30 protein-coding genes and 1 riboswitch are annotated in these 26,768 nt (G+C 57.6%); of the genes, 9 read left to right on the top strand and 21 right to left on the bottom strand.

The window, feature by feature from the left end:
• Positions 1-130: 130 nt before the first annotated feature.
• From AKU94_RS19840 to AKU94_RS16990, 3 genes are all read right to left on the bottom strand, one after another.
• Entirely contained in the window at positions 131-274 is a 144-nt protein-coding gene (locus AKU94_RS19840) for a hypothetical protein (RefSeq protein ID WP_157056595.1), read from the bottom strand.
• Positions 275-553: 279 nt separating this feature from the next.
• Entirely contained in the window at positions 554-799 is a 246-nt protein-coding gene (locus AKU94_RS16995) for a hypothetical protein (protein ID WP_050528448.1), read from the bottom strand.
• Between the two features lie 22 nt (positions 800-821).
• Positions 822-1,169, bottom strand: a complete 348-nt coding sequence (locus AKU94_RS16990) for a helix-turn-helix domain-containing protein (protein WP_050528447.1) — start codon at positions 1,167-1,169, stop codon at positions 822-824.
• A gap of 141 nt (positions 1,170-1,310) precedes the next feature.
• Between AKU94_RS16990 and AKU94_RS16985 the strand changes: the two genes are divergently transcribed.
• Positions 1,311-2,045, top strand: a complete 735-nt coding sequence (locus AKU94_RS16985; RefSeq protein ID WP_050528446.1) for a pseudouridine synthase — start codon at positions 1,311-1,313, stop codon at positions 2,043-2,045.
• A gap of 40 nt (positions 2,046-2,085) precedes the next feature.
• Here AKU94_RS16985 and AKU94_RS16980 read toward each other — a convergent pair whose 3' ends face one another.
• The 4 genes from AKU94_RS16980 to AKU94_RS16965 are packed head-to-tail and all read right to left on the bottom strand — an operon-like array spanning position 2,086 to position 4,973.
• Positions 2,086-3,294, bottom strand: coding sequence for a metallochaperone AztD (locus AKU94_RS16980; protein WP_050528445.1), 1,209 nt, complete (start codon positions 3,292-3,294; stop codon positions 2,086-2,088).
• Between the two features lie 20 nt (positions 3,295-3,314).
• Entirely contained in the window at positions 3,315-3,581 is a 267-nt protein-coding gene (locus AKU94_RS16975; RefSeq protein ID WP_050528444.1) for a DUF6525 family protein, read from the bottom strand.
• Positions 3,578-4,747: a GTP-binding protein gene (locus AKU94_RS16970; RefSeq protein ID WP_050528443.1), complete on the bottom strand. Its 1,170-nt coding sequence runs from the start codon at positions 4,745-4,747 to the stop codon at positions 3,578-3,580. Before AKU94_RS16970 ends, AKU94_RS16975 begins: the two co-directional genes overlap by 4 nt.
• A gap of 40 nt (positions 4,748-4,787) precedes the next feature.
• Positions 4,788-4,973 (bottom strand): hypothetical protein, encoded by a 186-nt coding sequence (locus AKU94_RS16965; protein ID WP_050528442.1) that lies wholly within the window; start codon positions 4,971-4,973, stop codon positions 4,788-4,790.
• 222 nt (positions 4,974-5,195) lie between these two features.
• Between AKU94_RS16965 and AKU94_RS16960 the strand changes: the two genes are divergently transcribed.
• Entirely contained in the window at positions 5,196-5,621 is a 426-nt protein-coding gene (locus tag AKU94_RS16960; RefSeq protein ID WP_050528441.1) for an HIT family protein, read from the top strand.
• Here AKU94_RS16960 and AKU94_RS16955 read toward each other — a convergent pair.
• The gene (locus AKU94_RS16955) at positions 5,582-6,625 is read right to left on the bottom strand and encodes a glycosyltransferase family 2 protein (RefSeq protein ID WP_050528440.1); all 1,044 of its coding nucleotides are present in this window, start codon (positions 6,623-6,625) and stop codon (positions 5,582-5,584) included. The genes AKU94_RS16960 and AKU94_RS16955 overlap by 40 nt on opposite strands.
• Positions 6,626-6,839: 214 nt before the next feature.
• Here AKU94_RS16955 and AKU94_RS20690 point away from each other — a divergent pair, with 214 nt between their 5' ends.
• Positions 6,840-7,367, top strand: a complete 528-nt coding sequence (locus AKU94_RS20690) for an acyltransferase (protein ID WP_083445116.1) — start codon at positions 6,840-6,842, stop codon at positions 7,365-7,367.
• A 112-nt stretch (positions 7,368-7,479) separates the two neighbouring features.
• Here the strand turns inward: AKU94_RS20690 and AKU94_RS16945 are convergent, their stop codons facing one another.
• The 3 genes from AKU94_RS16945 to AKU94_RS20680 all read right to left on the bottom strand — a co-directional run bounded on the left by AKU94_RS16945 (position 7,480) and on the right by AKU94_RS20680 (position 10,810).
• A complete protein-coding gene (locus AKU94_RS16945; RefSeq protein WP_050528439.1) occupies positions 7,480-8,007 on the bottom strand; it encodes a DUF2478 domain-containing protein in 528 nt (175 codons plus the stop codon).
• A gap of 134 nt (positions 8,008-8,141) precedes the next feature.
• Positions 8,142-9,905 (bottom strand): molybdopterin-dependent oxidoreductase, encoded by a 1,764-nt coding sequence (locus tag AKU94_RS20685; protein ID WP_269744978.1) that lies wholly within the window; start codon positions 9,903-9,905, stop codon positions 8,142-8,144.
• Complete coding sequence (locus AKU94_RS20680; RefSeq protein WP_269744977.1) at positions 9,839-10,810, bottom strand: molybdopterin-dependent oxidoreductase; 972 nt, start codon at positions 10,808-10,810, stop codon at positions 9,839-9,841. Before AKU94_RS20680 ends, AKU94_RS20685 begins: the two co-directional genes overlap by 67 nt.
• Before the next feature lie 115 nt (positions 10,811-10,925).
• On the opposite strand from AKU94_RS20680, the gene AKU94_RS16935 reads away from it, so the two are divergent.
• On the top strand, positions 10,926-11,630 hold the full coding sequence (locus tag AKU94_RS16935; protein ID WP_050528438.1) for a response regulator: 705 nt from the start codon (positions 10,926-10,928) through the stop codon (positions 11,628-11,630).
• Here the strand turns inward: AKU94_RS16935 and AKU94_RS20575 are convergent.
• Together AKU94_RS20575 and AKU94_RS20570 are read right to left on the bottom strand one after the other, a co-directional pair.
• Positions 11,603-13,240: an ATP-binding protein gene (locus tag AKU94_RS20575; RefSeq protein ID WP_232295801.1), complete on the bottom strand. Its 1,638-nt coding sequence runs from the start codon at positions 13,238-13,240 to the stop codon at positions 11,603-11,605. The two genes, AKU94_RS16935 and AKU94_RS20575, sit on opposite strands and share 28 nt — an antisense overlap.
• Entirely contained in the window at positions 13,237-14,319 is a 1,083-nt protein-coding gene (locus AKU94_RS20570; protein ID WP_232295800.1) for a hypothetical protein, read from the bottom strand. Before AKU94_RS20570 ends, AKU94_RS20575 begins: the two co-directional genes overlap by 4 nt.
• Positions 14,320-14,344: 25 nt before the next feature.
• Between AKU94_RS20570 and torT the strand changes: the two genes are divergently transcribed.
• The 5 genes from torT to AKU94_RS16905 all read left to right on the top strand — a co-directional run bounded on the left by torT (position 14,345) and on the right by AKU94_RS16905 (position 19,680).
• Positions 14,345-15,349 carry a TMAO reductase system periplasmic protein TorT gene (gene torT, locus AKU94_RS16925; protein ID WP_050528437.1) on the top strand — a complete coding sequence of 335 codons (1,005 nt, stop codon included), beginning with the start codon at positions 14,345-14,347 and terminating at the stop codon, positions 15,347-15,349.
• 110 nt (positions 15,350-15,459) lie between these two features.
• Positions 15,460-15,652, top strand: a riboswitch (cobalamin riboswitch).
• Positions 15,653-15,781: 129 nt separating this feature from the next.
• Positions 15,782-16,573: an ABC transporter substrate-binding protein gene (locus tag AKU94_RS16920; RefSeq protein ID WP_050528436.1), complete on the top strand. Its 792-nt coding sequence runs from the start codon at positions 15,782-15,784 to the stop codon at positions 16,571-16,573.
• 241 nt (positions 16,574-16,814) lie between these two features.
• On the top strand, positions 16,815-17,930 hold the full coding sequence (locus AKU94_RS16915; RefSeq protein ID WP_083445114.1) for a FecCD family ABC transporter permease: 1,116 nt from the start codon (positions 16,815-16,817) through the stop codon (positions 17,928-17,930).
• The gene (locus AKU94_RS16910) at positions 17,927-18,703 is read left to right on the top strand and encodes an ABC transporter ATP-binding protein (RefSeq protein ID WP_050528435.1); all 777 of its coding nucleotides are present in this window, start codon (positions 17,927-17,929) and stop codon (positions 18,701-18,703) included. The genes AKU94_RS16915 and AKU94_RS16910 overlap by 4 nt, the downstream gene beginning before the upstream one ends.
• On the top strand, positions 18,700-19,680 hold the full coding sequence (locus AKU94_RS16905; protein WP_050528434.1) for an LLM class flavin-dependent oxidoreductase: 981 nt from the start codon (positions 18,700-18,702) through the stop codon (positions 19,678-19,680). The genes AKU94_RS16910 and AKU94_RS16905 overlap by 4 nt, the downstream gene beginning before the upstream one ends.
• A gap of 221 nt (positions 19,681-19,901) precedes the next feature.
• On the opposite strand, the gene AKU94_RS16900 is transcribed toward AKU94_RS16905, so the two are convergent.
• The 8 genes from AKU94_RS16900 to AKU94_RS16875 form a co-directional block, all read right to left on the bottom strand.
• On the bottom strand, positions 19,902-20,912 hold the full coding sequence (locus AKU94_RS16900; protein WP_050528433.1) for a tripartite tricarboxylate transporter permease: 1,011 nt from the start codon (positions 20,910-20,912) through the stop codon (positions 19,902-19,904).
• A gap of 3 nt (positions 20,913-20,915) precedes the next feature.
• Complete coding sequence (locus tag AKU94_RS16895) at positions 20,916-21,494, bottom strand: tripartite tricarboxylate transporter TctB family protein (RefSeq protein ID WP_232295799.1); 579 nt, start codon at positions 21,492-21,494, stop codon at positions 20,916-20,918.
• A 40-nt stretch (positions 21,495-21,534) separates the two neighbouring features.
• Positions 21,535-22,041 carry a tripartite tricarboxylate transporter substrate-binding protein gene (locus AKU94_RS20745; protein WP_332307239.1) on the bottom strand — a complete coding sequence of 169 codons (507 nt, stop codon included), beginning with the start codon at positions 22,039-22,041 and terminating at the stop codon, positions 21,535-21,537.
• 29 nt (positions 22,042-22,070) lie between these two features.
• Positions 22,071-22,499 carry a hypothetical protein gene (locus AKU94_RS20740; protein WP_332307238.1) on the bottom strand — a complete coding sequence of 143 codons (429 nt, stop codon included), beginning with the start codon at positions 22,497-22,499 and terminating at the stop codon, positions 22,071-22,073.
• Positions 22,500-22,900: 401 nt separating this feature from the next.
• Positions 22,901-24,421: an aldehyde dehydrogenase (NADP(+)) gene (locus AKU94_RS16885; protein WP_050528431.1), complete on the bottom strand. Its 1,521-nt coding sequence runs from the start codon at positions 24,419-24,421 to the stop codon at positions 22,901-22,903.
• 1 nt (position 24,422) lies between these two features.
• A complete protein-coding gene (locus tag AKU94_RS16880) occupies positions 24,423-25,148 on the bottom strand; it encodes a ribonuclease activity regulator RraA (protein ID WP_050528430.1) in 726 nt (241 codons plus the stop codon).
• A 912-nt stretch (positions 25,149-26,060) separates the two neighbouring features.
• Entirely contained in the window at positions 26,061-26,147 is an 87-nt protein-coding gene (locus tag AKU94_RS20950; RefSeq protein ID WP_408633656.1) for a hypothetical protein, read from the bottom strand.
• Positions 26,111-26,768 (bottom strand): IS110 family RNA-guided transposase (locus AKU94_RS16875; RefSeq protein ID WP_157056594.1); only part of this gene is annotated, 658 nt, incomplete at its 5' end. The genes AKU94_RS20950 and AKU94_RS16875, both read right to left, overlap by 37 nt.

Raw genomic sequence — 26,768 nt, 5'->3', positions numbered from 1 at the left:
ACCGTTGCGGGGTGTCGGTTATCTGGGTCATAGGTCACATCAGCTTCTTTTTCGGTCTTGTCTGTTTGCGCATTAATTTCCCCTGCCCAGTCACGGTGCAAAAATGCCACGCGACCGGACCCTTGCCAATCTAAGGGCGTGCCCTGCGCACAGAGGCATCACAGGTGCCATCACCATCCTCAAGGGTACAACGCGCTTGCGCCGTTAGAACGCCAAGGATCGCATTCGATCCCGCCGCACCTGTGTGATAGTGATAGATCCCCTCTTCGGTCATGTGACCATTACACTGGTCAATATCCTCGGGCGCGGAACCGTCAGAAAAAAAGGTGCTGAGTAATCGAAAAGCCGTCCATGGCGATGCCGATTTGCAGTCCGTGATCGGGGAAAATCACGTGCCGACTCTGCCGATGGCGCATCCCCCAGACAATCGGTGACCGCGTGATAATGATATCCGACATGCGTGTTCACATGGCCGCCGCAATCGTCAAAGGGCGCAATTGTATAGGCCGACAGGATCGCATCCACAGGCGCAGGCCCATCCAGCCGGACACCGTTATAGGCATGCCCGCCCCGTCTGGTTCGTCCCGGTCGCACGGTCGGCGGCAACAGGTTCAAGCAGGATCATATAGGTCACCGAGGCATCCTCAGCCATATATCCGGGCAAACACTCGACACAGTGGTTTTTATACTCCGTGTCCACGTCCGGGCGCGCCGCCGCCTCACAGGCCTCTAGCGTTCCGGTATAGCGCACCTCACCAGTCTCGGCGTCGAAAAGCTGCCGATGCGTATCGTCATACAATTCGGCAAGAGGCGCGATGAAATCACCATGGACCGGGGGTATAGCTTTGCAGATCGGCCGCGACCGTGATCGAAAAGCAGGGCGCGTCAGCCCTGCCCGACAGGGTGCCATCCACAATTTCCGGTCCCGCAACGACATTTGCAGAGGCAAAGAAACGGCGATATCGGCCAGATGCTCGTGGTCGGAATGGGCGGACGCGGCGATTGCTGCGCGCCTCTAATGGATCGGTTTCGCGGGTGATAAAACCCGCCTCGATCAGGCGCGTTGTCATCGTGCTCACGCCGATCAGGGCCAGACGACGGCGCAGATCATCCTCTACCGGATTGGCAACGTGCAGCAAGAAATGGAATAGGAAGGCAACAGATTCCATGCCGACAGTTCGCAGCCTAACCTTTTGAACAATACAAGTCGCTCGTAGGCAGATTTGCAAAATACAACGTCCGGTCCGCATTGGTCTGCCACGCCAAAAGCTGTATAGCCTGTGATACCCCCGACCCGAGGAAAGACCCCAATGGCCAAGACCCCCACCTCCCGTATTGACAAACTTTTATCCTCGATGGGCTATGGCTCTCGTAACGAAGTGGCGCGTTTGGCCAAGGCAGGTCGCATCACCCTTGACGGTGCGCCGCTGGACGATGCCACCAAACGCCTGACCGTCACCGGTGATTTACCGACCCGTATGAGGATCAACGGCGCGCGGCTTGATCCTCTGACCGGTATGGTCATCTTGTTGAACAAACCTCTGGGCATGACCTGTTCGCACAAGGAAGCCGGGGCATTGGTCTATGACATCCTGCCCCTGCGCTGGCGGCTGCGCAATCCGGCGATCTCGACCATCGGCCGTTTGGACAAGCAGACCTCGGGGCTTTTGTTGCTGACCGATGACGGCGACCTGCTGCACCGTGTCATCAGCCCCAAACGCCACATCAGGAAAACCTATCGCACCACGCTGGCGCGCCCGCTTGATGGCACTGAAAAAGACCGCTTTGCATCAGGTCAGTTGATGCTGGAGGGGGAGGCAAAACCGCTCGCCCCTGCCGCGCTGGAAATGCTGTCCCAAACCGAGGCGCTGCTGACCGTGACCGAGGGGCGCTATCATCAGGTGCGCCGCATGTTCGCCGCTGTGGGCAATCACGTCGAGACGTTGCACCGCGAAACTCTGGGGAGGCTTGACCTGCCCGAAGACCTGCCGCCCGGTCAATGGCGGCTGCTGACCACAGAAGAGATCGCCCGGATCTTTGCCTAAGGCCCGGCGTACCGCCCGAAGGGATGCGCCGGGCGGATTGTCAGTGTGAAAGGCCGCTGCCACCCAAGGCAACCACATTATAGGGGATGCCCTCCAACGCGATTGTACCTTGTTCGGACAGGTCGGCGGTGTCGATAACACGCAGGGTTTGCGCCAACGGATCGGTCAGGATCAGCCGCTCACCGGCCATAGCCAAACGTGGCCGCGGATCGCGCCAGTGACCATCCATCGAATAGGGCTGGGTGATCTGGGCGCTCTTCTCGATCTGGGCCGACAGCATGTTCAGCCGGTGCAACGTGCCATCCTCGGTAAAGATATAGGCCATTTGCGGTTTTGCCGGATCAAGAATGAAATCCACCCGCCGGAACGGCAGTTGCACATAGGTGAAATGCGGCTCTGCTGCGGGGTCGATGATGACAACCCCATCGGCACCATAATTGCCAAGGAAAATCTGCATCGCAGGTGAGCCGAGCAAGGTGCCCGTATGCCCCTCGGGCAGATCTGCGGGATAGGGCAGCATCGCGTAGGCATCGGCACCTTGGCTTGTATCCAGCGCGGCAATGCCCTCTTTACAGCCCGCCAGCAGATAGCTGCCGGAAAATGCCTCGCCGTGCAGGTCGGTGCAAATCTGCATCTCGCCAATGGGGCTGCCGTCGGCAGCAAAGCTGCCAATGCCGACACGCGGTGGTGCCTTACCCTCGGCGACCGGCTCTTCGGAGGCGACGGAGCTGACGAAATGATCCCCCATAGGGGCCACAAACCCGTGATGTGCGACGTTCATCGGGGCTTTTGTCTCGGTCAGCGCTCCGTTCAGGATTGCGCCTTCGGCAAGGATCGCGCCATAGCCGCCCTTGTCAAAGGCTATGGCGACATCGCCGCCATGGTTGACCACATGGAAGGGACGCGGGCCGCTGATATGGCCGATGGCGGACGGGTCTGCGATGTCGATATCAACATGATCGCCATGGTTGTCAAAGGTCAACCCGCTGTGCAGGAAATCCACCCGCTCGTGATCGGACTGAACTGCGACGACAAGCGCTTTGGACGGCGTGGAATAAAGCTTGGCCGGGCCGGCCACATCAAATGTCCAGCGCTGCTCGGGGTGGTCAAGGTCGATCGCCTTAATTGTCGGCGCGCTTTGGTCGGCCACAAAGAGCCGCCAGGCAACAACCTCATCATCAGCCCATAGGGGGGCGGCGCTGGCCGCGAGCGCGCCCAAGAGGGCCGCAGAAAGGGTTGGGTAGTTCATGGTCTCTCCTTTTGGTAGGATTAAAAGTTGGTGGGATCGGTCAAGGCATAGCGGTCCCGCGAAAGCGTTTTACCCTCTGCCCGGTCAAGACGTGCGATCACTGCGGCGTCGCTTTCCCCTTTTGCCCGCGCCGCCAGCCAGATGCGCCGACAAGAGGCGGGCGACCATGGCAGCGCGGCCGCGGCAAGCCAGCTGCGCAAAACAGGGGGCAGTGCGTCATAGGCGGACATGGGATCACCCGTTCTTTGGCGACGCTTCAGGGTTGTCGCACCCAGATTATCCGTCATGCGGCGCGCTGCCATTTGGGAAACGGATCAGCAAGCACGGGCAAGTCAGCAAGGCTCTCGACACCTTCGGGAACCAATGCCGCGTCCAGCTGTGCCTTGAGCGCGGCCCAGTCGATGCCTGCCCCAATAAAGACAAGCTCCTGACGCCGGTCGCCCCATGGCTCTTGCCAATGTTGTGCCAGATAGGCGCGGCTGCTTTCATGATCGGGCCAGCGTTCGCGCGGCACCATGGCCCACCAATTCCCCAAGGGTTTGACCGTCGACAAGGCACCGGCAAGACTGAACTCGGCCACCCATTCAGGGCGCGTCGCCATCCAGAAATGCCCTTTTGCACGGATCACACCGGGCAGAGCGCCGGTAAGAACCTTATGGATTTGCTCGGGCACAAAGGGCCTGCGCGCACGGTAGACATAAGAGCCGACACCGTATTCTTCGGTTTCAGGCACGTGATCGGCAAAACCATAAAGCTCCTTGGCCCACATCGGATGTTCATGCGCCTTTTCAAAATCGAAAAGCCCGGTGTCGAGGATCGCATCGGCAGGAACGTCCGAATGCGATGTCTCGATGATACGAGCATCGGCATTCAGACTGCGGATGATCTTGCGCGCGGCATCCACCTGTTCGGGCGTGGCATCCGCGACCTTGTTCAGCACCACGACATCGGCAAATTCGATCTGATCCACCAAGAGGTCCACAAGCGTGCGCTCATCGCCTTCACCTGCGGTATCGCCACGGTCATGCAGAAAATCATGGCTGGAGTAGTCACCAAGCAGGTTGACCGCATCCACAACTGTCACCATCGTATCAAGACGAGCAACATCGGACAGGCTCTGACCGTTTTCATCACGGAAATCAAAAGTGGCGGCGACGGGCAAAGGCTCGGAAATACCCGTCGACTCAATCAGCAGCGTGTCGAAGCGGCCCTCCTCGGCAAGGCGGCGCACCTCGACCAAAAGGTCATCGCGCAAGGTGCAGCAGATGCAGCCATTCGACATTTCCACCAAGGTTTCCTCGGTTCGGCTCAGGTCGGTATCGGCGCGCACAAGATCGGCATCGATGTTTATTTCGGACATATCATTGACGATCACCGCCACCCGCCGCCCGTCGCGGTTGTTCAGAACCCGGTTCAGCAATGTGGTTTTACCAGCCCCAAGGAAACCGGACAGGACAGTGACGGGGAGTTTTCTTGGATCATATAAGGGCTCCTCAGTAGGGGGTTATATCGCGGGCCACCACCACAAGGCGTGGCAGTTGGCCCCAATGACGCCCGCGCGCGCCATCAGACCCGCTTGGCAAAAGCCACTCACCAAGGCGGCAATCTTCGGCACGCGGAAACCCTTTCCGCAAAGTGACGGGTAAGCGGGCATCATTGGGCGGCAAAGCTTTGGGCATTTCGGGGGCAATTCAAACGGACGTGATTCTTGATATGTTATGACATAACACTTATCTTGCAGCAACCACAAGCCACCCATCTGCTAAAGCCGCCTGCATGCAAAAACTCCACCGCCTTAAGTCCCGTTCGCGCATGAGGCATTGCGGTGTTTGCATTTATGCGCCCGCGCCGCCATTGTGAACCGACCAGCCCCACGACGGGATTAGATGAAGGACCTACTTATGACGGAGAGTTGTCTGTTCTGCCGGATCGCATCCCGCAAATTGCCCGCACATCGCATCTATGAGGACGATCATATTCTGGCGTTCCTGGACCTGCATCCGATCCGCGCAGGCCATGTGCTTGTTATCCCCAAAGCGCATCATGTTTGGTTCGAAGACCTGCCCGAGGATCTGGCCACACGGATCACCAGCTGCGCGCAAAGGTTGGCCAAACGCATGAAAACGCTCTATGGGGTTGAACGCGTCGCAATGTTCTACACCGGTATTCATGTATCACATGCCCATGCGCATGTGGTCCCCATGCATCATATGCATGATGTGACCTCTCAGGCTTATCTCTCGGAAGGCCCGGATATATACACCACACCGCCGCAGCTGTCGGGTGATCAAATAGATAAGATTGCCCGGAACCTTCGCGCTGAATAGAGCGAGGACGGCTTTTGGAAAATGCCAACTTTACAGCCTGCGCATCGCAGCCTGTCGCGTACTGCGGCAGGTGGGGGCATTTCAAACCCTCCGTTGAGGAGTGCCACTGCCTCCGGCTTGAACCCCGTCAGCGCAAGCTGCGCAGCTTTTGCCAGCGTAAAGGCCCCTGCCACCGGCAGGCTGAGCGGATAGATGTGCTTGATAAAACGCAGGCGCGCGCGATGTTTGAAATGCAGCAAGAACGGAGAGGCTGGGTGACCCAATGAAGGCGACACGCTGGCCGTACCCGCCTTGTGATACACCACCCCATCAGGTGTGTTCACCAGCTTCAGGGTCCTGTGACGAAGGGCCCAATCCACCTCTTCGTGATGCCGAAAGTAGCTTCCGTTCATCGGCCCGATGGTTTCATAAAACTTCCTGCTGGCACCGGAGACGAATTGCATCTGTTCCGCAAGCGCCGGTGGGGTATCAGCACCCTTTGCGAACAGGTTGAGATTGCTTGTCACCCCGGTGAACCGGTTGATCGTGCCGCCATCATTCTGGATGACGTCTGACAAGTCGTAATAGAACAGCCGCCCTGCCATAAGCGCCCAACCCGTCGTGACGGAATGATTGACAAAGAAACTCGGTGTTTGCGGCGTTACAACGCTGTCCGGATTAAAGATCCAGAATCTGTCGATCTCGGCACGCGTGGCCAGATGTAAAAGCCCCAGATTACCCCGCCCTGCAAAACCCAGGTTGATATCGTTTTGAAATAGGGTGATGTGGTGGCGACCGTCGCTCAGCGGCGCGTCAGCGCTGTGTACCATGACCTGTTTTGAGGATGCCGCCCCCGGCACGGGGCTGTCATCGGGGCAGCAATAGGGTTCGGTCCCTGCGGTCCAGGATCTGATCTGCGCGACGGTGTCATCGGTTGACGCATTATCGACCACCACAATCTCAAGCAGGACATCTGACGCCGCCAGCGAGCTTTCCAAGCAGTCCAGAATTTCTGACCGAAGCATTATAGGTGACGATGACAGGGCCAAGTCTTGAAATAACCGTATTTCCTTGAAATCTCCCGATGGTGGAATGTCAGATCGTGCAGGTGACTATCTTGTTTCCCGTATGAAAGCGGCATATGTTAATAAAGTGTTAAGATTTTTAATTGGTTTCGAGTTCATTCTGCTAGAACACAGGTTCACTGCAGTAAACTCTAAAATAACAAGGTAAACAAACATGGCGTTTAAATACACCGGCAAGCATCCTGATACCTTTATTCAAGCTGCGAAAAGATTTGGCCTTCTGCCAACAATTCGAACCCGGCTACGCGATTTGATTGTGCTGGTGCGGCGTCTGTACCTTGTGAAATTGTGGAAAATGGATATCCACCCTTTCACCCTGATTTCCCTGCAAGCCGTACTGGATCGGACCTATCCCCGCGGCATCCACGTTGCCGAAGGTTCCGCAATTTCCTTTGGGGCTGTTGTGCTCTCACATGATCACATTGCAGGAAAACATACTGAAACCTATATCGGGAAATACTGCCAGATCGGTGCGCGCAGCATGATCATGCCTGGCATCACGATCGGGGATCACAGCGTCGTTGCCGCCGGTTCCATTGTCACCAAGGACGTCCCCCCGAACTCCATAGTGGCCGGCAATCCGGCAAAGGTCATTCGATCAAATATCATGACCACCAATTGGGGCAAAATCACCGAAAAAGGGAATAAACCTGAAAGTACCGACGCCAAATCCGTTGCTTAGACAAAAATAGGCGCGGGGGCGGAACCACCATGTTCTTGGCCATATGTGCCGCGCGGATCACAGCGAACGGTCACCGGCAGCGCGAACGGCTCGACCTGCGGCAAAGGCTAGTTCAGGCGGCAAAACAGGCCTCGTGCCGGGCTGCGAACCAGCCAAGCACGGCCGTGCTGTCCATCGGCAGCTCACTTGCCGCGCCTGCGCCGAACGCCGTCCAGCTCTCGGCATAGGTCGGGCGCACAGCGGTGAGCACCGGAATGTCCAATGCGATGGCCTTTGCGATCAGATCGCGAAAGCCGCGGCCTTCGCTTTCGCCGCGCCCGAACCGGTTGAGGATCAACAGATCAGCGCCGGCGTCCAGCTCTTGCTCGATGAACAAAGAGCATTCGGCCAACGCCCCTGGGTGAAGGCGGCACCCGCGCGAACTGTTGCCCAAGGGCTGCGAGATACGAAAAACAGTATGTGAGCCAATGGTTGTCAGATCCATATCGGCACAGTGGCATTCACCCCCAACAGCCCCGCGCGTTTGCAGCGCCCCGCGGACACGCAAACCGTCAGTCATCAGCGTTTCAGCAAGATCGTTTAGGAAAGCATCAATGTCGCCGCTCTCAAAGCGGATTGCAGCAAGAGGGGAAAAGCTCATGATTGCTCTCCTGTCAGGTGGCGGCCCCGGGTGAACGGCGCGCCGGTTGAAATTTTCGCCGCATCAGGTTTTGGGAAAGGCTGCGCGGCAAGATACAGGAGGCCGATTGCCCGGCCTCCTGCGTGGTTTTGTGCTTACATCGCGTCAGAAGCATTCTTCATCAGGTAATCCATGACAAGCGCTGCTTCATCTTCTTCCAGACCAGCCCGCGGGAACATCGACGGGGTGATGCCCTTCCACTGTTGCTGTGTGAAATGAGACACTTCGCGCGGCGCGTGACAAACGGTGCAGCGCTCAAAGAATATCTTCTCACCCGGTTCCATGTCCGCATAGAGGCTTTCGGTCAGCGCCTCGAGACGGTCAAGGCCAAGCTTGTCTTCGTCGATCGCGGCAATTTCCATATCGTCGATGATCGGCGGCTTTTCATAAGCCTGGTTTGGCCCCTCGGGATCCTCACATTTACGCATGCTGCACAGGGTTGTATTGGCCGTTGTCGCCTGTGCCAGACCCGAGCTTCTTTGTGTCGAGGTCAAGAAGTTGACCAAGCCAGAGTTGCAACGGCCCTTGCTGTCCAGCGATGGCCACGCGCCCTCATAGAGCGAAACAACGCCCGGCATGATATCGTCACTGACAACAGCGCCAGCGATTACCGTGCCACGGTCGTTGTACAGTTCAACAAGATCACCATCTTCGATCCCGCGTGATGCGGCATCCTGGGTGTTGATCCGCACCGGCTCGCGGCCCTGAATCTTGTAGAGGTCACGCAGGGTCTCGGACTGGTCCATCTGGCTGTGCAGGCGGAACCAAGGGTGCGGAGACACCACATGCAGCTGGCCTTCTTTGGCGTTGCCAAGGTATTCGTGTTTCTCCATCCACTTCGGCATGCCGGGCATGTCGTCGATCTCAAGTTTCGCAAAGTCTTCGCAGAACATCTCGATCTTGCCGGATGCGGTGTGCAGCGGGTTGCCCTCGGGATCCTGATAGAATTCGCCGTGGCGTGTCCATTTTCGGGCCGCTTCAGGCACCGCCATGCGGGCATAGCCCTTTTCCCAGAACTCTTCGAACGGGGTATGCGCGGCTGCGCTGGATTTCTCATAGGCCAGCTTGATGTGATACATCTTGTCTTCACCCTCGGTAAACTGCATCCACAGCCCGAGTTTATCGGCAAGCCCTTCGAAAATCTCATAGTCAGGCAGACTGTCGCCGATCGGCTCGATAACTTTCTTCATCGCATAGACGCGGTCGTTGGAATAGGTGCCCCCTGATGAGATGTCATCTTGTTCCAGCGTCGATGCGGCGGGCATCACGATGTCACACCAGCGCGTTGCCGCTGTCCACCAGATATCCACGCTGATCACGGTCTCGACGGTTTCCAGCGCACGGATCAGGCGGTTGGTATCCTGCTGGTGGCTCATGAAGTTGTTGCCAGCGTTAAAGATCAGCTTCACATTCGGATAGGTATGGGTGTTGCCGTTGTAAAAGACCTCTTTGCCGGGGTTTTCCAGCATTTCGGTGATCCGGCTTGCAGGGCAGACACCTTTGACAAAGTTGCGCCCTTGGGACATGCCAACGGGCAAGGATTTACCCGATGCTGGCATGCCGCCGTTGCCGTAATGCCAGCTAAAGCCAACACCGCAGCCCGGCTTGCCGATCTTGCCTGTAAGGGCGGCAAAGTTGATGATGGCCCAATGCGTCATTTCGCCGTGTTGGGCGCGTTGCAACGACCATGCACCTGCAAACTCGGTGTTGGAGGTGGCAAAAAGCTCTGCCAGTTCTTTGATCTTGGCCTCATCAATGCCGGTAATCTCGGCGGCCCAGGCCGGTGTTTTAACTACACCATCATCTTCACCCTTGAGGTAGGCAATCCACTTGTCGGCACCGACAGTGTATTTGTCCATATAGGCACGATCCTAAGACCCATCTCAAGCACGTGTTGTGCCATGGCACAGAACAGCGCAACATCGGTATTGGGCACAATCTTGACCCAATCGGCATTCAGGTATTCGTCAGACGCCGTGCGCTGCGGGTTAAGCGATACAAATTTGACACCGGCATCGCGGATCTCTTCCCAATGCGCATACATGCCGTGGTCGGCAACGCGGAACTCGATCCGGTTGTTCTTGATCGGATCACAGCCGATCAGCACAAAAACATCGGTTTCATCGCGGATGGTTTCCCATGCAGATTGCGCGGAATACACCTCCATATCGCCGATGATATGGGGCAAGGACACCTGTGACGCACCGGCAGACCAGTCACCAGACGTATTTGTGCAGCCGCCTATGAGGTTGATCAAGCGGCCCTGAAGCACGTTGGGCCGGAAGGTCCCGGCATTTGACCAGCCACCATAAGACGAGCTGAAGATCGATTCGTTGCCGTGATTTGCCGCGGTATCAAGCAGTGCCTTGGCCGCAAGGCTCCATGCGGTATCCCAATCAACCTTGACGTATTCTTCCTTGCCACGAAGCTCTGGCTTGGTGTCGCCGGTTTCCCAGCCCTCAAGATAGGATTTGCGCACCATCGGATAGTTGATCCGGGACTTATCATAGGTGCGGTCTTTGACGCCATAGCTCAGCATCTCGGTCGGGCGTGCATCAAGCTCGGTGATGCTATTGATCCCGATAAGCTTGCCTTCGCGCACGACCGCTTCAAACGGGCCAAAGTGCGAGGCGTGGAAAATGCGGTCCTTGAAGGAGTTCGGATCAAGCGCGGCCATGGCCGTTGTGCCCATCAGGGTGCTTGCGCCAAACATGGCCGCACCACCCTGCAAGAAGGCGCGCCGGGTTGGTTGGGTGAATGACATATTTTTCCTCCTGGGATAAACGATCTGCCACCACATTATTCTAAAGGGGCTTGCACAAACATGCGCTTGCGCAAATTGGCTTGTCCTAAAATGTAAAGAAATGTAATCAGAGGCCATGGCCCAGCACATACTCATTGTCGAAGACGATCGCACGACGCGCATGCGCCTTGCGGCCTATTTGCGCGAGCAAGGCTACCGCGTCAGCGAAGCCGAGGATGCCGAGGCGATGGAAACGGTTATTCAAGTAGACCCGCCCGAGCTTTTGCTGATTGATATAAATCTTGACGGCAAAGACGGGCTTACCATTACGCGTGAGCAGCGCACGATGTCGCGTGTCGGGATCATTCTGCTGACCGCACGGGATGATCAGATCGACAAGATTGTCGGGCTTGAGATGGGTGCCGATGATTATGTCACCAAGCCGTTTGACAAGCGCGAACTGGCAGCGCGGGTAAAAAACCTGCTGGCACGGATCGCAGATATCGGTCAGGCCCCCCAAGGCCCGCCACCGGTCGAGGTCTTTGGCCCCTGGTGTTTTGACCGCATCCGGCGCAGGCTGGTCTCGGCGGCCCGCACCGAGCATCTGACCTCGCAAGAGTTTGACGTCATGGCAGCACTGGCCGATCACCCCGGTCAGACATTAAGCCGAACGCGCCTTTCGGAGCTGATCGGACGCGCGGCGATGCGATCAAGCGACCGGATGATAGATGTCGTTGTCGGCCGCCTGCGCAAGAAGCTTGAGCGCGACCCGGCCAATCCAGAGTGGATCCTGACGCAACACGGGCAGGGCTATCATTTCGTGGACCCTGCGACGGTCTGAAGACCCGCCTCCTTCATCGCCGCTTGCAATAGGCGCGCAGCCTCGGCCGCAAGTCGCTTTACGGCGTCAAGCGATTCTGCATCAGCCCCCGCTTCCACACGCAAAAGGGCTGCACAAAGCGCCTCCAGCCGAAAATTGGCCGCCGCTCCCTTAAGCTTATGGGCCGCCTTTTGCTGTGCCTTGCCGGATGCCGTCAAAACCATATCAACATCTGCAGGCAGCGCCGCCAGAAATTCGCGCACGATCATGCCCGTAGTTTCGGCCCCGAGGTCCGAGATATCGTCCCGCAGGCTTTCCAAAACCGACATCTGTTCGCGGGGGTCCCCCGATGAAACACCGTCAAGCACCGAAGCCAGGGCGCGGGGCGATATCGGCTTTTGCAAGACATATGAGACACCCAGCCTTGCACGGCTTTCCACGGTATCCTCCACCAGATAGGCCGTCAGCGCAATCAGCATCGGCGCATCAGGATTTTGTCCCAAAAGCTCGGCAACCTTTTCGCCACGCATGTCAGGCAGGTCGAGGTCGATCAACACCAGATCAAAGCGTTGCTCCGCTGCTGCCTCAAGTGCCGCGGCCCCTGTTCCGGCTTGGTGAACGCGGCAACCCAACCGCTCAAGATATCCGCGTGCAACCATAAGGTTGACGGCATGATCATCTATCACCAGCACGTTCAGGTCGCGGGCAACATCGCCGGTCACATCGGCCTCGTCCCTTGCAAGGGCGGCGTCGCCCAGCGCAAGCGGCACCGTCAGGGTAAACCTGCTGCCGACCCCCGGCTCGCTTTCCACAGTCAGCGCCGCGCCCAGCGCCTCGGTCAGCTTGCGCGAAATCGCAAGGCCAAGCCCAATGCCCTCGATGCCCGCACGCTTGGCCGAATCGGCCCGGGTATAGGCATCAAAGGCATAGGAAATCGCATTTTGCGTCATGCCAACACCGGTATCCGCGACGCTAAAACTGATCACGGGCTTCCCGTTTTGTGCATCAAGGGCGTGATCAACGCTAAGCATAACAGTGCCGCTTTTGGTGTATTTGACGGCGTTGGAAATAAGATTGCCGACGATTTGGCGGATCTTGACAACATCACCATATAAGACAATCGGCGCGCCTTCCGAAAGATCGACAATCGCGTCCAGCTTTTTCGGCAGCGTGAGGGATTGTAGCTGATGCCCCAATTGCCCGACAAATTCCCGCAAGTGGAAATGCACGGCGTTGTCCGGGTTTTTGCTGTCTTCGCTGGCTGCGTAATTCAGAATATCATTGGTGATATCAAGCAGCGCGCGGGCCGACGCAAGCGCGGCATGCGCCCTTTGTTTAAGGTCGGGGTCTGGTTCCTCAGCCACCAGCAAATCCAGCATCCCAATCGTGCCGTTCAGCGGGGTTCTGATCTCATGGCTCATGCGTGCAAGAAAATCGGTTTTGCTACGGTCGGCGGCCTCGGCTTTTGCACGCGCGGCGTCTGACGCTTGCATCTCGGCGACCACGTCACCGGTGCGCGCCATCACGGCTTCTTCCAGATTGCCACGCAACCGGTCGGCATCCTCTGCGCGGCGGCGCAGGATGTTGAGCGCCTTTTCCATCCGTCCGATTTCATCCTGTCCACTGATCACAACAGGCGCGCCGTAATCACCGCCTGCAACCGCGACAATGCGGCGGACAGATTGGCAAGCCGCGCCACCAATTGCTTGCGGGCATAAAGCCAGAGCACAGCCCCTGCGATCACCGCAGCAATGACCCACGCCAGCAAGGCCGCCGTCATCTGTGACGAGACCCTCTGCACCTCGGTCATATGCGCAAGCCCGGTCGCCTGCACCGCATCCCGCGCCTGTCTTGCCCGATCCGACAGGCTTGAGATCACAAGGCGCAGATCCTCACTGTCGGTTGCAATCGCATTTTGCAGCGCAATCCGCATACGCTGTAAATCTATCAGCCCTTCGACCGCCAAAGCGTCCCGAAAGGTCTGAATAAGCGCAGTGACCTCTTGTTGTGCCGCCCCTGTCGGCAAATAGGTAATGCGGCCCGCAGCCAGTTCGATCTGTTCGTCCAATTCAGAGGTTAAACGCGCCACTTCATCCGCGGTGACAATGTCCGGCACCTGTTGGAATTTCAGGCGTATGGTATCAACCATACGTGCCAATTCGGCAAGGCGCTCAAAGGCAAAAAAATATCGATCGGCCAGCGTATCAAGCGATGATCGCAGATCCGGTTCCTGACCCGCATAAATCCCGGCAATGCCTGCAGTGATCTTCAGGCGCGCAAGATCGGTTTCAGCCTCGACCAACCGATCAAGCTGGTCGCCCACGCGCCCAAGCTCCCCCCCTGCCCTTGCAATCGCGATTGACAGACGCAACTCTTCTTGCCCGTTCCGCGCCATGCGCTCGACGATTTTGGCCGCCTCCGACGAAGTGTTATCTGGTGGCAGGGGATTAATACCCTCAAGTTCACGCGCTCCCGCCTCGATCTTGCTAACAGCCAAGCCCAGCGCTGACGCGACTTTCTTTAGGTCTTCGGGTGTGTCGGCATGGACGAAGGCGGTCGCAAGTGTGCTGACAACTTCGGTTGTCTCACCTATTCGGCTGGCCAGCTGCATGGCGGGAAGAATGGTTTCAATCAAATCGCTTTGACGGCGCACCGAATAGCGGTTGACCGCAATCGCCGCCACACCCACCATAATGGCCAACACAGCCATAGCAGAAAGAATCTGGATCAGTCGCGTGTCAAATCTTGCCTGTCGCATTTCCAAACTCTACGGGGCCATAACGCTGTGTTCAATCACACTTGCGATGATTTGTTCGGTATTCGGGGGCGCGCCTTTGGCGGCATCTCCGGCCCAAGCTGCGCGGCTGTTTTGCGTATTGGTCCCGCATTTCAAGGATGAATACTGGCTTAGCGTCGGCTACGGGCTGGAGCAGGAAGCAGCGCGCCAGAACGTCGAACTGCTGCTTTATGAGTCTGGCGGATATAACGCGCACGCCGAGCAGGTCAAACTGCTGGATCAATGTGTTGCGCGTGGTGTCGATGCGATCCTGATCGCTGCGGTCTCATCGGATCACCCCGATCTTTTGCAAGCTGTCAGGCGTGCTGCAAAAGACATGCCTGTTTTCGGTCTGGTCAACGAGCTGCACTCTGACGCGCTTAGTGGGCAGATCGGGGTAGACTGGGAAGATATGGGCTTTGTTATCGGCCGCTATCTGGGCGGGCTTCACCCCAAGGGCACGGGGCCTAAGACGGCGGTGCTGATATCGGGGCCGCGGGCCGCGGGCTGGACCGCGCCCGTCGAGGCTGGTTTGCGACGGGGGCTGACAAACAGTTCAGTGGCAATCACCGGGGTTTTCTCGGCGGATACCGGGCTGCGGCGCCAGCTTATGAGTGTTCAGACAGCATTGGAACGGCACCCGGATGTCGACTATCTGATCGGCAGCGCCCCGGCGATTGAGGCGGTGATTGGCCTGCTTGCGGCAAATGAAAATCAACATGTGCCAAAGCTGCTGTCGACCTATACCAGCCATACGATTTTGCGAAGCCTGATGAACGGGAATGTTCTGGCCGCATCCTTTGACGACCCTACGCAGCAGGGCGTGATGGCAATCCGGCAAGCCGTCAGCGCCGAAAGGTCAGCCAGACCGGTTGGGCCAAAGGTTGTACTGCTTACCAAGGAGAGCGAAGACTTGCAAAAAATCAGCATCTCGCCAACCGATTACTTTCCGGCGCTCAAATAACATAGCATATGACGGCATTCCCCCGGTGCGGCTGATGGCAGCGCGCGACACACCTGTCCTCACCATCAGACCGGCCGACGATTGCGCTTGGCTTTCGTATGGAAGTGTGAAACCTCTTGGTGCATCACGGTTCCGCATCAGCGGATGAAAAGGGAACGCAGGACGGGATTTATCCCTGTCTGTGGCTGCCCTCGCAACTGTAGGCGGCGAGTTTGAGATCATGCCACTGGCCGCAATGCCGGGAAGGGATCATCAAACATTTGAGCCGTGAGCCAGGAGACCTGCCATGACAAACGCAAAGGCCGACGAGGTGATCGGCCAGGGGGTAGTCATGGCTGAACAAAAATTCCCGGGCGGTGTCCCGTTCGGACAAGCGCTTGGGCTGGCTGCACCCTCGATCACCTGTGGCATTTCCCACGATCGAGGTGATCCATGTTCTTCAAATCAATCCTGTACGCCGCATTTGTCGTGGTGGCGAGCACTTCGGCGCTTGTTGCCGAAACCATCATTGACGACGTCGGCCGCTCGGTAGAGGTCGACCTGCCCATCAAACGGGCTGTCATTTTCAATCGCTATTCCGTTGAATTCGCCCGCGCCATTGGTGCAATCGATCAGGTTGTCGGGACCGGTGCCAGCACCTTTCGCGACCCGGATTATTGGCCACAGTTCACCCAAGACAACGTCGTCGGACAAGGGCAGAACGATTTGAACTACGAAGCGATTATCGCCAAGAACCCTGATCTGGTGATCCTTCCCCGCAATGGCGTCTATGAAGAGGCCGCGCGGCAGCTGGAACCTTTCGGAATCCCTGTGATGGTCATCACCGCCTGGGATACGCTCAAGCATGTCGAGAACGTGGAACTGATGAGCCGCCTGTTCGGGCATGAGGAACAGGCAGCACGGCTTGTCAATTATTATACCGGCTATCACAAACTCTTGGCCGATCGCTTGCAGGGAGTGCCAGCGGTGCCCGTGTACCTCGAAGAGAAGCGCCCGCTTGTGACCGTTACGCAAGGATCGGGCTGGCACGATATGATCGCTGCGGGCGGCGGCGCGAATGTGTTTGGCGATATCGTGATTGAAAACGAAGCTGCGGCGCGTGGCAACCCGAACGCTTTCACGATTGACCCAGAGGAAATCGTACAAAGAGCGCCTGCCATGATCGTAAAGCTTGAACCCGGCTCTTACACTGCGATCCCTGAGGACCAATTTGCCAATACCTGATCCGTCGCGAGGAAATCCAGTCAACGCCGGCCGCAAAATCGCAAAACATCCATGTCATAAACTATTATCTGGCGGGTGGCTCTTCCAAGATCACGGGGGCGCTTCAAATCGCCAAATGGGCACATCCCGACCTGTTTGCCGATATCGATCCCGAAGAGGCAATGCGCCAGTGGATCGAGGATTTTCAGGGCCTGCCCTATCAGCCCGGCATGACCTTTCAGGGCGCCTTCCAGGACACCCCATGAGGTCCATATCTGAACAGGGGGCGGCGATATCCAGCACCGCCACGCCGGATGGTGCTTTGGCAGCGCGGTATATGGCATGGGGTCAACGCCGTGGCGCAATGGTGGCGATGTCACTTGTCTTGCTGATTGTGGCGGCTGCTGCGGTTACGGTGCAAGGCATCAACGAAACAACCATGGGCACCCTTGCACTGGTGATTGTCCAGCAAGCCAGTTTCGGCCAGCTTGATCTGATCACGGACGAACAATCCGCACGCATCCTTTTGTACTTGCGGCTGCCGCGCGTGGTTATGGCGATTGTCGCAGGGGCGGCTTTATCGGTTTCGGGTGTTCTTATGCAGGCAATCACCCGCAATCCGCTGGTCAGCCCCTATACCATCGGCGTGTCCTCGGCGGCGGGATTTGGCGCCTCTATCGCCATCATGTTTGGCGTTGGTTTGCAATCTGCGGGCATCTATTTCGTTCCGCTTTCGGCCTTTGGGTTCGCCCTGCTTTGTGCGGTTTGTGTCTTTTCTCTGGCGTGGTGGCGCGGGATGGGGGCGCAGGCGATGATCCTCACCGGCATCGCGTTGATGTATCTGTTCAGTGCCATGACCGCCGCCGTGCAGTTTGTCGCAACCGAGGAACAACTGGCCCGTGTGGTCCATTGGACCTTCGGCAGCCTGAATGGCGTGCAATGGGATGCGGTCGGGCTGTGCGCGGCTGTGCTGATGGTTGTGCTGCCAGTGATGCAGGGCAAGGCATGGCAATTGAATGCCTTGACGATGGCGGGCGATGACGTTGCGCAATCCTTGGGGATGAACGTCCGCAGGCTTCGCGGGACGGTCACTTTGCTGTCGGTGGTTGCAGCAGCATCCGTCATCAGTTTTGTCGGGGTGATCGGTTTTGTCGGCCTGATCGGGCCACATCTTGCGCGCATGATCATCGGAGGCGATCACCGCTTTTTATTGCCATTCTCTGCAATCTGTGGCGCCGCGATGCTACTGGCCGCGGATACCATCGGGCGGCTTGCGTTTAGTCCAACAGTGTTTCCGGTTGGTATCGTCGTGGCTTTTGTCGGGGTGCCCGTGTTTTTACATCTGATCATTTCTCGTAAACGGGAGACCTTCGCATGACTGTATTGCAGGGACTTAACATGCGGCAAATGGTCGACGGCCGGGCCGTGCTGGATGATGTTTCACTGTCAATCGTGCCGGGTGAGATTGTCGGTCTTGTCGGCCCGAACGGGGCGGGAAAATCCACGTTGGTCCGGGCGATGCTGGGCCAGTCCCGCCTTGTACAAGGCAAGGTCCGGTTGGGTGGGCGTGACATCAAGACATTGCCCGCACGCGAGCGCGCACGCCACATTGCCTATGTGCCCCAGCGTGCGCCCGACGGGTTTCCCGTCAGCGTTTTTGACACATGTTTGCTGGGCCGCACACCTTACATGGGGTCAAGGCCCGCCCGCAGTGATATCGCCATCGTCGAACAGGTTCTGGATCAGTTGCAGCTTGGCGATCTGGCTTTTCGAACGATGGATGCACTAAGCGGGGGCGAAAGGCAGCGTGTAATGCTGGCCCGGGCCTTGGCACAGCAGACGCCGCTGATCGTTTTGGATGAACCCACAAGCGCGCTGGATATCGGCAACCAGCTTTTCACACTGCGGCTTCTGGCCGATCAGGTGCGTGATCGCGGCATTGGCGTATTGGTCGCAATCCATGACCTGTCCCTTGCTGCACGTTTTGCCACACGGATCGCACTTTTGCACCGTGGCAAGATGCTTGCCGAAGGCGCGTGGCGCAGCACGTTGACCGCGGAAACGATCCGCCAGTCCTATGGCGTCGAGGCCGAATTCGGACAGCTGCGCGATGCGCCTGTCATCGCACCTTTTGAGCTGGCCGCGTTATGAGGATCGACATCGCAGGCTTTGGGCGCGGCGGGCGAGATCTGCCACATGACAGGCTGATAGAGATCTGCGAACTGGCGGATTACCTGGGCTTTGGCGGGATCTGGTTCAACGAATTTCACTTTCAGCCCGAACCGCAGGCCTATCCGTCGACACTGCTTCTGGCCTCGGCCGTGTTGGCGCGCACCCGCCGCCTTCGGGTTGGCACATCCCTTTTGGTATTGCCGCTCTATCATCCGTTGTTACTTGCCGAGATGGTTGCGCAGTTGCACTGGCAAAGCGACGGGCGCTTTGATCTTGGCATCGGACGTGGGACGCATCCCGATACGTTGTCCCGGTTGGGTATCAACCCATCCCAGACCCGCATACGTTTCGAAGAGGCTTTCTCGATCCTGACAAATGCGCTTTATGACACTGCCACAATCACGACCGGCATGTCCTGGCCCCCCTCTGACGGCCCCGTAGGCCCGCTGCTAAAGGATCAGCCAATTCCGATATATGTCGGCGGATCAACAGATGAAACCATTGGCTTTGCCGCCCGTAACGCGCTTCCGCTGCTTCTTAGTCTGGAGCCTCCCGAAGCTGCGCAATGCGCAATCTACCGCCGGATTATTGCTGACGAAGGGCTCAAAGACTGCATGCCCTGCTCTTCCTTGTCACGTTTCATGTTTGTCGCCCGAACCCGCCCGCAGGCAGAGCGCCTGTTAAAGAACCGATACGCCGCGCTCTATCAACGCAGAATAGACGCCGCCCGGCGCGCAGGTCGGGACCCACGCCGCATCGGTCCGCCAGATCTGCATAGGTTTCGCGAAACGCAGGCGATCGTGGGAACCCCTGACGATTGCACCATGCAAATCGCAACTCTGAAGGCGCGCACAAACATCGGCGCCCTAAGACTTGTTTTCAACGGAAACGGGGCGTTCGAGACAGAAGAGGCCATGGACGAGATGCGCTTATTCGCAGAAGCGGCATTCACCTAAGCCCCAACAGACAACGGGATCGGCACCTATGCTGTCAGACTTGAACGGTCTTGCCACGCTTGCGTTCCGGTCTGTCGTTCAAAGGCCTAAGGGCATTTACAACCTGACGACGCGTGCCAACATATCAAAGAATAGCCCCCCCTGAAATACAGCCGCAAACACGCACAGCTTTACAAAATGCAAGGCCGCCCCTTCGGGAAGGGGCGGCCATAAACATCAGCTTACTTGGCCTTGCCAACTGCAGGTATCTCTGCCGGTTTTCGGATCACCAGAAAGTAGACGAAGACCAGCGTCAGCAGCACAAAGAACAAGCTGTCGGGATTGGTAAAGAAGGTCGTCGGATCACCGTTCGACAATGCCAGAGAGCGTCGCAGGAACTCCTCTAGATTAGGCCCGAGGATATAGCCCAAAAGCATGGTAATCACCGGAAAGCCATTGCGCCGCAGATAAAAGGCAAGAACCCCCATGGCAAGCGCCATGAACATCTGGAACGTCGAGTAGGTTGCCACATAGCTGACCTTGTCGGCCGCCGCAGTAATCGCGCTGAGATCGGTGTGCGAATGCGCCTGACTAAGCACCTCGGCAATGGCAAAGGTGCCGATGATCACCGGCATCAGGTCAATCCCGGCGGTCAGGTTGGAATAGCCATAGGTAAAGCGCGTCACCGGCTCCATCGCGTCTAGCCCGACCGTTGCCAGCATCAGCCCGATACAGGCCGCCAGCCCTGCCTGCGGAATACGGCCCCGCTGCGCGATAACCACGACGACAATCGCAAAAGCCAGAAGTGAGAACTTGCCCGTGGTCTTTACCAGCAGCGACAGCTCGGCCACGAACGGTGCCACGGCGATCAGCAACAGCGCGCCAACTGCACCGCCAAACATCGATCCCAGCGCCGCATGCCCCAACGCCTGAGCGCCCTTGCCTTGCTTCTGCATCGGATAGCCGTCAAGCGCGGTCATCATCGACGACGGCGCGCCGGGGATGTTGATCGTTGTGGCCGTGATCGACCCGCCGCACATGCCAGCCATATAGATGCTGGCATAGGCCATCAGCGCCGTCTCGACGTTAAGTGAATAGGTGAGCGGCAAAAGAAGCGCCATCGCCAATGTCGCAGTCAGGCCGGGAATCGCCGCAAAGATGGTGCCGATCAAGAAACCCATAACCACATAGGTCATGTTGAACGGATCAAGCAGCAAAGAGAAGCTGCTGAATACTTGAATAATAAAATCCATGGTTTACCCCCAAAGCGTCGGGAGTCTGACCCCGAATAATTGCTGGAACATAATATAGGCGACGCCGGTAACCACAGCCGCGAGCGCGGCCTTGACGGGCAGTTTCTCAAAGGACGAAAACAGCACGATCAGTGCAAAAACAAAAAGCCCCGAAGACAAGAAATACCCCAGCGGCTTGAACGCCAGGACATAGAAAAAGATCGCGACCACGACCCAGAGATGGATGTAGGTGCGCGGCGCTGTGGCAGGTACCTCTTCCTGCACGGTGCGCAATTTCTGGACGATCAGCATGCTCGCAAAAAGGATCGCGGCACAGCCCACAAGCATAGGGAAGAACGCCGGTGTCAGGCCTCCATCAACGATGGGAGAACCCAAGCTCTGTGACGATGCGAGATAACCGCAAGACACGGCCAGAATGATATAAAGAAAAACCAGCTGCCTGTTAAAGTACATCTTCTTCTCCCGGGTTGGAGGTGGTGGAAATTGCAGCGTAAAACTTTGGCTGCGCCGGGCTGCAAGCGAATGTTGCCTACGGATGTCCGGGGCATTGATCTCTCCGCCTCTTGCAGATCTTAAAGGCAAGCCCCCTGATCCGCTGATCGGGGGCTTGCGAGAGGGGCGCTTACAGACCCAGTTCGTCCATCAGCGCGAAAGTCTTGGACTGCAGACCATCGACCCAGGTCACAACCTCGTCGGATCCCAACCAGTCTGCGGTCACGCCAACCTGTGCCAGCCAGTCCTGGAATTCTGCGGTGTCATAGGCCGCCTTGAAGGTAGCTTCCAGCGTCTCGACCGCGTCATCGGGCGTATTGGCAGGGGGCGCAAGTACGATGAAGCTGCCAGTCTGCAGGTCATGCCCCTTGGACTTCAATGTTGGCACGTCGGTATAGGTCGCGTTTTGCACCGAGGCCAGCTCGACAACGCCTTTTGCATCACCCAAAGACAGCAAGCCGCTGAAATCACCCAAGCTCGAAATTGCCGCGTCAAGTTCACCCGAGAGCAGAGCTTCGGCTTCGGCACTGGACGAACCCGCATAGGTGATAACGTTGAAATCAACGTCGAGCAGTTTTTCCAGCTGCACCACCGAGAGATAGGGACCGGAGCCTTTGGGGGCCACACCAATACGCACCTCACCGGGGTTTTCCTTGGCGCGGGCGATCAGATCCTCATAGCTCTCGATGCCGAGTGCTTGGAAACGACGATCGCATCGGCTTCGGTGGTGATACGCGCGATCAGCTTCATGTTGTCCAGCGAATAGCCCGGAACCAATCCGCCGCGTGGTAGGGTGATGGTGCTGTCATAGGTCATCACAGCAACCGTGTGACCATCGGGGCGCGCATTGCTCATCTGGATCAGACCAGTGGCGGTGACTGCACCTGCGATGTTTTCCACATAAATGGATTTCGGCAGGTCCTGCTCGGCGATATTGCTGATCTTGCGCAAGATTGCGTCAGCCCCGCCACCGGCCGGCCATGGCACGATCAAACGGATGTCGCGGGTCGGAAAATCCGCTGCGGCCACCGAAGTGCCGAAAATCACAGCGCCGAGCGCCGCACCGAGAGTCGTCTTTATACCTTTGGAAATCATGAATCTGCTCCTCCTTCAAAGTGTGTCTTTTAGATAAGCATGGCGTGTCGAATAGGCTGACAGCATCTGGATCTATGGCCAGCGCAATTGGTTTTGCCATGCAATGGGATCGAAAAGCGGGGCCCGCCTTTGGCGCCGACACTGGGGCCGTGCAGACCTTTGGGAACCTCCGGGAAAACCACTGTATTAATATTTACAAATCAATGAAAAATACTGCCCATGTACGGTCTTTTTAGCCGTTTTTAGCAAAAAAAATCATCCGCAATGTTACAACTTTTAACAACTCATTCCTGAATCCAACTGATCCACCTGGCAGAATGTGCAAACTTGTCGGTGGCTTACCCGACAGCCGGGGACTGCTGGCCCGCCCGCTCAGATGGCAGCGGGCCAGCAAGGGCAGGTCAAATCTGCGCAAGATCCGCTGGAAGCAGCGCCTCAGGCAAGTTCTGGTAGCAAACCGGGCGCAGGAACCGGCGAATCGACAGCGTGCCGACCGAGGTGGCGCCAAAGTTGGTCGATGCCGGATACGGCCCGCCGTGCACCATCGCCTCACAAACTTCGACACCGGTGGGGAAGCCATTGGCCAGCACCCGCCCGGCCATCCGCTCCAGCGTCGGCAAAAGCTGGCGCGCCAGATCGATATCGCCGTCGTCCATCTGCAATGTTGCGGTCAACTGGCCCCTGAAGCTCTCTGCCAAGACCATCATCTGGGCTAAATCCTTGGCCCGGATCACCAGACCCAAGGGGCCAAAGACCTCTTCTGAAAGCGCCTCATTGGCCAGCCAGTCGTCGCCCGACACTTCGAACAGGTAAGGCGCAGCCGAACGGCCCTCGCAGGCGGAAACCAGCAGCGACTTCACGCCCTCGCCTTCCGACACCCGCCGTGTGCCATCGCGGTACGCCTCGGCCATACCATCGGTCAGCATGGTTTGTGCCGCCACTGCTTTCAACCCTTCGCGGGCGGCGGCCGTGAAGGCGTCCGCCTCCGGCCCGTCGACCACAATGGCGATGCCCGGATTGGTACAGAACTGCCCCGCCCCCATGGTCAGGCTGCTGGCCCAGCCCGCGCCCAACTCGTCCGCGCGTGCGCTTGCTGCCGCGGGCAGTATGAACATAGGGTTGACACTGCCCAGCTCACCAAAGAAAGGGATCGGCTCGGGCCGTGCGGCGCAGAGGTTAAAGAGCGCGCGCCCGCCGCCGAGACTGCCGGTGAAACCCACCGCTTTGATCCGGGGATCGGTCACAAGTGCCTCACCTACGGCGCGGCTCCCGCCCTGAACGAAGCTGAAGATACCGCCGTCCATGCCAAGCTTGTCGAGCGCGGCCACGATGGCGTCGGCAACGACCTCGCCGGTGCCTGGGTGCGCTCTGTGGCTCTTGACCACAACAGGGCAGCCCGCCGCCAAAGCAGCAGCGGTATCGCCGCCGGCGGTAGAGAATGCCAGCGGGAAGTTTGAGGCGCCAAACACAGCAACCGGACCCACCGGGCGCTGCATCATCCGCAGATCGGGGCGCGGCAGCGGCTGGCGATCAGGAAGCGCCTTGTCGTGACGGCGGTCGAGATAGTCACCATCGCGGATATGCGCCGCAAAGAGCCGCAGCTGGCCGGTGGTACGACCGCGCTCACCTTCGAGGCGCGCGGCGGGCAATCCGGTTTCGGCGGTGCCAACCTCGGTGATCTGATCGCCGCGGGCATCGATTTCATCAGCGATGGTCTCCAGCAACACCGCACGCTCTTCGCGAGAGGAGGCAGCAAAGCCGGGGAACGCCGCAGCCGCCGCGGCACAGGCCTCGGCTACCAAATCGGGTGAGCCGACCGAGAAATCGAAACCGCTGCCTATGGACGGCGAAGAAGAGAACTTGTCCCCAGTGCCGATGCGCTTACCGGCAATCAGGTGGTCTCCGTGGGGGATAAATGTCATTTCAGCGCCCCGTCTCTGCGCGCCATGCGGCAAATTTCTCAAGATTTTCTTCTTCGGTGCCCGGGTAAAGCCCGATAATTCCAGCACCGCTGTTGACCTGTTCCAAGACAAAATCCTCATAGGATTCCATCTCGGTGCACTCATCTGCAATCTCATCGGCCAAATGCGCGGGGATCACCATAACCCCGTCACCATCTCCCAGCATCACGTCGCCGGGAAACACAGCCGCATCACCGCAAGAGATTGGCACATTGATGTCGATGGCCTCATGCAGCGTCAGGTTCGTCGGCGCCGAAGGGCAAGCGAAATAGGCAGGCATGTCGAGCGCACCAATTCCCGCAGCATCGCGCACCCCCCCGTCCGAGACCACGCCCGCAGCGCCGCGCATTTGCAACCGGGTGATTAGGATCGAACCGGCAGTGGCGGCACGACGGTCCTTGCGCGCATCCATGACCAACACGTGACCCTCAGGGCAAGTCTCAACGGCGACGCGCTGTTTGTGTTGGCGATCACGAAATACGGTAATCGGATTGCGGTCTTCACGCGCCAGTATATAGCGCAATGTAAAGGCCTGACCGACCATTGTGACCGCCTTGCGCTCGACAGGCGTCACACCCTGCACAAACTGGTTGCGCAGGCCGCGTTTATAAAGCGCCGTTGCCACAGAAGCCGTGGACACCTTGCGTAATTTGTCGCGTGTCTCGTTGGACAGAATGTAATCGCTCATGATCTTTCCCTATGATGTTGCACCTGACGGCCTTGGGTGAGGCCGGCGCGGGAAAGTCATACCCCCCCTCGCTTTGGCAGAGCCGTGACCTCCTCCAAGCGACACCCCCAAAGCATCAACCTCATTGCACCCTTACGTCAACAACATGTAAATATTTGTAATTTAATAACTAGATTTTGCCCGTTATTTGTAATTTTTCCAGTATTTATTTACAAATATTACAACTTATCCTTCCATTCGCGGCCCCACTTAGCTTTTGAGTCCGTGTTATCAATTAGCAAGTGCCGCAATTCCGAACACCTCTTTTATCCTTACCCGGGATAGCAACGAATAATCTGCGCTAGCGTTGGCACTGGCCTTGCCCCCCGAGAGTTCTGGTCTCTGAGGTCATGTTGGGCAGCCCGTCTCTCGAAAGCCAAAGGGGCTTTTGCCACTAAGGGATGAATGCCACCTTTGTGGGTTATAGAACCCGTGTGTGGATGCCCCTTTCAATGCAAGAAGTTTTTCAGATTGCTCAGAACATGTGATCAGTGCAGTCGTGTGTCCGGCCTATATATGCAGCTTTCACACGCCGCTGGCCTGTATGGTGTCCGTGGATGGGTCCAAATCGTTGATGCGAGCACAAAGCTCCTGGCTTCTATCTGGTTTTCCCAACCCCGTCTTATGACCGTTGTTCCTTACTCTCCTTCGCCCTTCTCACATTGCCGGTTTACTCCAACGCATGGTGCAAAGCTTATGCAGCCAGCGGTGGAATTCGATCGTTCTCTTTTGTGGTTATTAACGCCCAAACAGTACGGGCAAGCTTGTTTGCCAATGCAGTCGCCACCAGCATACGAGGCTTGCGCGCCAGCATCTTGGCAAGCCATGATCCAGGTGGTGGGCCTTTCCGGATGGTCCAACGGATGACGGCCATCACGCCAGAGGCGTGCATTCGCACGACGCGCCTGTGATCAGCAACCGCCTTATATCGCGCTGCCCCATTTTTGAGGTTCTACCCAGGATTTGTCGCCCACCGGTCGACTTCTGCCTTGGTACAAGCCCGCGACCCGGGCTGCAAACTCACGCCCATTAGAAAATTCTTCCATTGGTGGCGCAAAGGCCTGAATGGTCGTAGCACACATAGGCCCAACTCCGGGGATCGTCATAAGCCGTGATGGTGCTTCATCTGTTTTTGCGCGGCCTTTGATCTCGTGGTCCAGCGCCATAATCCGTTCGTCAAAAAGAGCGATCTGATCGATGTATGCTTGGCAAAGGCCTAAGATTGCAGTCGGCAGGTCAGGCGCAACTTCATCAAAGCTGGTTATCATGCGTCTAAACTGAACCATCCCTTGAGCGACGACGACACCGTATTCTGCTAAATGACCCCGCAAAGCGTTTACCAACTGGGAGCGTTGGCGGACACATAAATCGCGTGTTCGAAAGACCATGCCCTGCGCCTGTTGTTCTGCGCTTTTAACCGAGACGTAGCGCATGGTCGGGCGCGATGCCGCCTCCGCGATCGCTTCTGCGTCATTTGCATCGTTCTTTTGACGCTTCACAAACGGCTTAACGTAAACAGGTGGGATTAGACGCGCCTCGTGACCGAGCTTGCCAATCTCACGCGCCCAATAATGGGACGTA

The sequence above is a fragment of the Pseudorhodobacter aquimaris genome, from assembly GCF_001202025.1.
Lineage (GTDB): Bacteria > Pseudomonadota > Alphaproteobacteria > Rhodobacterales > Rhodobacteraceae > Pseudorhodobacter > Pseudorhodobacter aquimaris.
Note: the sequence above shows the minus strand (reverse complement) of the source record. Positions and strands in the feature narration are given on the sequence as shown.